This is a genomic window from Candidatus Aegiribacteria sp. (genome assembly GCA_021108005.1).
Lineage (GTDB): Bacteria > Fermentibacterota > Fermentibacteria > Fermentibacterales > JCC-6 > Aegiribacteria.
The window spans coordinates 1-5,173 of record JAIORS010000133.1; the positions used below are offsets into that span (position 1 = coordinate 1).

The window sequence follows — 5,173 nt, forward strand, 5'->3', positions numbered from 1 at the left end:
GGCAACTGCCAATCAAAAAAAGTTCAAGGCATCCATATTGGATATCGGTCTGATGCAAAGACTCTGTCAGACTCCTGTCGACCTTGAGCTTCAGCGAAAGGATTTACTGGCAATGTTCAGAGGGAAGCTTGCTGAACAATACGTTGCTCAGGAACTTCTTGCTTATCACGGCCCAGATCTTTTCTACTGGTCGCGAGATGCCAGGGGAAGCAGTGCCGAGGTTGATTATCTTCTTACATTCAACGGGAAAATCTATCCGATTGAAGTTAAGTCCGGAGCAGCCGGAAGCTTGAAAAGCCTTCATATGCTGCTGCGAAAATACTCCAACTGTCCCCGGGGTCTGGTTTTGTATGACGGTACATATAAAACCCTTCCGGAACAGAAACTGGAGTATTTACCGTTATATAGCGCCGGCGGGATGTCCGGAGAACGAATTTCTGACATCTGAACAGATACCGGGAAGATGTGGATGTGGTTGATGATCAGTTTGCCAAAACCAGGCAAGTTCGAGACATCAAATAGTGATTTACCAGTAAGGATTTAGATCGTATTCAGCAACGATTCAAATGCTAATGGATCTCCTGCTCACAACGCAAGCATGAACGAACAAATTTCTTAACCTTTGCTGGCGTTTGTTTAGACGCAATAATTCCTTCCTGTATTCTTCTGCACAAATCAGGAGGACAGAACTCTCTCTTCGCTGCAAATTCTGATTGCAATATTTTATTAAGGTTGGCAACAGTTAGAACTCTTGAATGGAAGTAATACAAGTAGGATCGTTTACATAAGACAGAACTGAATTCAGAAGGCTCAACAATCGTAGTCTCATCATAAACCGGTTTGTCTTCCTTCACACTAGTAAAATTTACTATAGCAACTTCTTCATTTGTGGAATCAGGATCAGTTACAACAGTCCATATATGATTATTGCTCGGCTCGCCAGGAACTTCAAAGTAAAAAGAAAATCCTGCAGAGACATCCAGCATAAACTATAGGGCAGTCAATTTATCGAGGAACGCTATATGTCTAAGGTCCTTCTCGATTTCAATTGCTTCGCTTGCGCTCCTTTTCTCTGCAATAAAGATATCTGAATAGGAAATCAGTGAACGGGATCCTTCAGGGTTCACCCATTCGGGGATATTTTCGTGCATCCAGTCAACCAATTCCCATTTATCTTTATTGCCATGCTCAGCAAAAACTTCAGAAAGTATTTCGCATTCTGCTTCTGACAATTCATCCGTCGGACAATTGGAATTTCTGAGAAAAACGTCGTAGCCGACAGGCCTAGTGATATGACTAATCCAGTAGTCCCCAACACCATCCCTGGAGCCTTCATTGATTATATCCAGAATTCTGCTGAGAATAGGTCCATGGTCAAGAGAGAAATATCTATCATTTGAAATAGAATGCCCATATTTCAAGAGACATGCTCTATCTCCAAGATAGAGAAGCTTGATTAGTTTCATGTAGGGCATCTCACCACCACTGGCTCTTAAAAAAAACATAGCAGCTTGTGTTGCTTTATCTTCTCTAAATATTCTCTCCATGCTCCTCCTTCTTCATACTACCACCTTAAAATATATTAGCAGTACCATACGGTAGTGTCAATGCCACAATATAAACCCGAAAAAGAGGAAAAGTTTCCTCTCGGGTTTGTGTCAACTTCAACTCAGATGCCCTTTTTGCTCCTCGATTGTGAAATATCCTCGATGAGGAACTTGTGTACCCGTACAAAATTAAGAACCAGGTTCACTACTCTTTCTTTGCCTGAAGATACTGTACTGGCTCATTCAAGATATAATCACAGGGGGGGTACACAGAACATTAACAATATTGAATCTATCTTGACTCAGCATAAATTCTGAATATACTAGTATCAACCATGATACTAGGAGTATTATAGATGATACCAGTCGAAAGCATTTTTAAACTTGAGGATGTCCTGGGAACCAGGGTTCCCTGGCGCCTTCTGCGCATACTTCTGAAACGTCCTTACCTCAGCTTTTCACCCACTGTACTTGCCGCAACACTTCAAACTTCGCGAGCAAGCGTACTGAGGGTGCTTGGAATTCTCGGAGAATATGCCCTGATCCGCAAATTCAACGGAGGACGATACCAGGCAAACACGGAGCATGAGATGATCAGGCGGTTATGGGGCCTGTTCATGCTGGAACGCCACGCAAACCTGCAGCCCTCATTCAGAAACGCCATTGATATGTTCTTTAAAGCAGTTGAGGAAAAGGTTGTGGTCTTCATCGTATTCGGCTCTGTTTCCAGGGGACTGGCAACTGAGAAAAGTGATATTGATATTTGTGTTGTAGGTGAAAATATTGACGCCAACCGTTTCGATTTTCTCCCATACCGTTTCGAATTGCATAACTATAAGGAACAGCACTTAAGAGACCTGACAGATTTTGTCGTACTGGATAGCCTTTTAAATGGTATGGTCCTGAAGGGTGATATGTTCGTATTTAACATCCTAAAGGATCTTCGTACATTTCCAAAGGAGTATTTACTCTATCGTGTTAACAAGGCAAAACAGTTCCTCATCCGTGCAGATGATCTGCAGGGCGAAGCGAGGGACTACTATTATTCATTAGCCCGCACTGCAATTGGAGAAGTTAAGGCTGTTCTTCATAAGGGAACAACGGTAAGCAAGCGTGAGATAAATTATCAGTTCAGTGAAGATATTACAGCATTGGAAAGCGAATTAGCCAGAGAAGGAGATCAGATATGGCTGATATAGATATTGAAAGAGCTGAAAACTTGATGAAATCAGCTGGGATCTCCCTGACTTCTGTTATCAATGGATCTGACTCCAGGACTCATGCAGCCCGTCGAAAACGTGCAAAAGTACTATTGAGCAATCATAGAACAAAGATTGATTTATTGTGGTAGGTCCGGAATGTGGATTTCTATGGGAACACACATCTCGATCAACCAAGACGTAAATTGACGAAAGAAGAGGCAGTGGACGCTTTGAATACCGTTGAAATAATCATTGCGGATATCAAGCAAATGTTACTATCCGGAAATCAGTAAAGAAGCGAACTCAACTCTTCTTCTTACTGAGCCGATTCATGGATGTGACCTTACAGCTGATAATTGGCTGCTGAAGTTTCATCTCCATTTCTCAAAGATGCATTTTCGATAAAGAAATTTGTTTTGCTGGCTGGAAGCCATATACACATATTACAATAAATTCAAATATGTAATATGCTAATAATGCATGAATGCAAGACCTGACTCTGGACACTCAGATTGGAAGCTGGTTTGAAAGTGTCTTCACATCAGCAGTTAATGGGCGTTCCCTAATAATCGTCTGTACTGTCCTACAAGATAGAGCGGTAATGATAGCAGCTTATACTTCACATTCTCCCCGCTAAGCCCTGTTACACTTTCTGTATGTGATGGCATATCCATATAGAAACGGACTCCAAATGTTCTTCTTTTTGTCATGAGGAACATATGCAAAGATTTCAGAGAACCTGTTTTACCGGCTTTAACCTCTACAGGCAGGATATTTCTTCCCAATACAGTAACGTAATCGACTTCAGCTGAAGAGTTCTTTTTCTCACGAGCCCAGTAATACAATTCCGGCTTTTCGTAGTATTCACGCTCACTCAGCAGATGCTGACCGATAAATTGCTCTGCGACTGCTCCCGAATTAATCATCATTAATTTCTCGGCTCCAAGCATATCAATACTGTTCAGCCCACATGCGCGACAGAGCAAACCTACATCGATGAAAAGAATTTTGAATGTATCTGCCTTTTTCTCTGACTTTATCGGAATACCATTGCATGAGGAACCGAATACAGGTGTAGCTATGCCTGCTTTGAAGAGGTTCCATGTCATTCTTCTAATATCACGAGCTCTACTCGTTCTGCTTATTGCTGAATATTTGAACTTCAAACCGACAAGAAAAGGAAGTTTTGCGAAAATATCTCTTATCAAGTCCACATTCATTCTTTTACCATATTTTGCGAAATCATCTATATATGAAGACAGTATTGCCTGCTTCAGTATATCACACTCTCTGTAGGATCCAGTCTCCAAATACAGAGAAATGGATTCAGGCATTCCGCCGACAAGAATGTACTGTGTTAAGAGCTTTAATAAATGCAGATGAATAGCTTCGGGAATAATCTTGTCAATAGTGAATGTATCGAGATATTCAACTAATTCAGTCTTCCCAAGAGCATGGAGATACTCTTCAAAGACCATTGGCCCCAGAAACATATATTCAACACGGCCCACGGGAACATTTATCCCATCCTTCCCAAAATGAAACTCCAGAAGTGAGCCTGTCGCGATTACATGCAGTTCGGGCATAAGTTCATAAAAGTATCTCAGTGTTGAAAATACATCTATTGAAGACTGAATCTCGTCTAAGAACAGAAGTGTCTTTCCCGGAACTATCTTTTTACCGTATCGAGTTTCCAGAAGCGAAACGATCTCTTCCGGATTGCGAGATTCAAAGAGAGAAGACGCTTCAATTTCATATTCGAAGTTAATTTCAACCAGATTGTCAAAACAGGTATCAGCAAGTTCGCGGGCAAGCCATGTTTTTCCAACCTGCCTTGCGCCGCGTATGACTAATGGCTTTCGCGATTTCCTGTCTTTCCATTCAACCAGGTAATCCAAAGCTTTACGATGCATCTTTTACCCCCAATGGCCATTCCATGATGGTATTATAACCATTACATGGCTATTATCAAGGGTTGTTTTCACTACAATAAGGATGAATTGTTCTTCCATTCACTCGTTTTCAGTTCTATAGCCCTTTTCCGGTTTAATCCGACAGCAGCATCTGTCCCAGTGAATGCAAATTCTCTACACTGACGCCTTGCCTGTACAAATATGGCTGCTCAACGGGAGATACAACTGCAGCCATCTCGGGTTTGAGAGATTCAAGCAGCGTCCAGAACCCCTTTCCGGGTTTTGGAGCTTTCGATGCTTTAAGTTCAAATACTCTTATGCGGTTTCCCTTTTCCCCTATAGTAACAGAATTTGCGTCCTCTCCTGAGAAGCTCAGTCGAAACTTCAAGTTCCAATAACCTGGCGTTGCTGCCGGAGACAACGATATGGTAACGTCTTCTGTTGCAAAGTGTCCCGATTATCCGGCAAAATCTCCTGGAGCGGTTCATCCGTTTAAACACAGAGGTGACTG

6 protein-coding genes are annotated in these 5,173 nt (G+C 41.9%); 2 read left to right on the top strand and 4 right to left on the bottom strand.

Going from position 1 to position 5,173, the window contains the following annotated elements; translation table 11 throughout:
- Positions 1–448, top strand: a 448-nt coding sequence (locus tag K8S15_07860; protein MCD4775952.1) for a DUF4143 domain-containing protein, incomplete at its 5' end; no start/stop codon positions are given.
- Between the two features lie 121 nt (positions 449–569).
- Here K8S15_07860 and K8S15_07865 read toward each other — a convergent pair.
- Together K8S15_07865 and K8S15_07870 are read right to left on the bottom strand one after the other, a co-directional pair.
- Positions 570–986: a hypothetical protein gene (locus K8S15_07865; GenBank protein ID MCD4775953.1), complete on the bottom strand. Its 417-nt coding sequence runs from the start codon at positions 984–986 to the stop codon at positions 570–572.
- A gap of 3 nt (positions 987–989) precedes the next feature.
- Positions 990–1,547 carry a SocA family protein gene (locus K8S15_07870; GenBank protein ID MCD4775954.1) on the bottom strand — a complete coding sequence of 186 codons (558 nt, stop codon included), beginning with the start codon at positions 1,545–1,547 and terminating at the stop codon, positions 990–992.
- Between the two features lie 356 nt (positions 1,548–1,903).
- On the opposite strand from K8S15_07870, the gene K8S15_07875 reads away from it, so the two are divergent.
- Positions 1,904–2,746, top strand: coding sequence for a nucleotidyltransferase domain-containing protein (locus tag K8S15_07875; GenBank protein MCD4775955.1), 843 nt, complete (start codon positions 1,904–1,906; stop codon positions 2,744–2,746).
- A 551-nt stretch (positions 2,747–3,297) separates the two neighbouring features.
- Here K8S15_07875 and K8S15_07880 read toward each other — a convergent pair.
- Together K8S15_07880 and K8S15_07885 are read right to left on the bottom strand one after the other, a co-directional pair.
- Positions 3,298–4,662, bottom strand: a complete 1,365-nt coding sequence (locus K8S15_07880) for an ATP-binding protein (protein MCD4775956.1) — start codon at positions 4,660–4,662, stop codon at positions 3,298–3,300.
- A 133-nt stretch (positions 4,663–4,795) separates the two neighbouring features.
- Positions 4,796–5,050 (bottom strand): hypothetical protein, encoded by a 255-nt coding sequence (locus K8S15_07885; protein MCD4775957.1) that lies wholly within the window; start codon positions 5,048–5,050, stop codon positions 4,796–4,798.
- Between the last annotated feature and the right edge of the window lie 123 nt (positions 5,051–5,173).

What these genes read in the sequence shown, in the direction of transcription:
- K8S15_07865 (MCD4775953.1), bottom strand. Translation starts at nt 986, where the DNA reads ATGCTGGATGTCTCTGCAGGATTTTCTTTTTACTTTGAAGTTCCTGGC.
- K8S15_07870 (MCD4775954.1), bottom strand. Translation starts at nt 1,547, where the DNA reads ATGGAGAGAATATTTAGAGAAGATAAAGCAACACAAGCTGCTATGTTT.
- K8S15_07875 (MCD4775955.1), top strand. Translation starts at nt 1,904, where the DNA reads ATGATACCAGTCGAAAGCATTTTTAAACTTGAGGATGTCCTGGGAACC.
- K8S15_07880 (MCD4775956.1), bottom strand. Translation starts at nt 4,662, where the DNA reads ATGCATCGTAAAGCTTTGGATTACCTGGTTGAATGGAAAGACAGGAAA.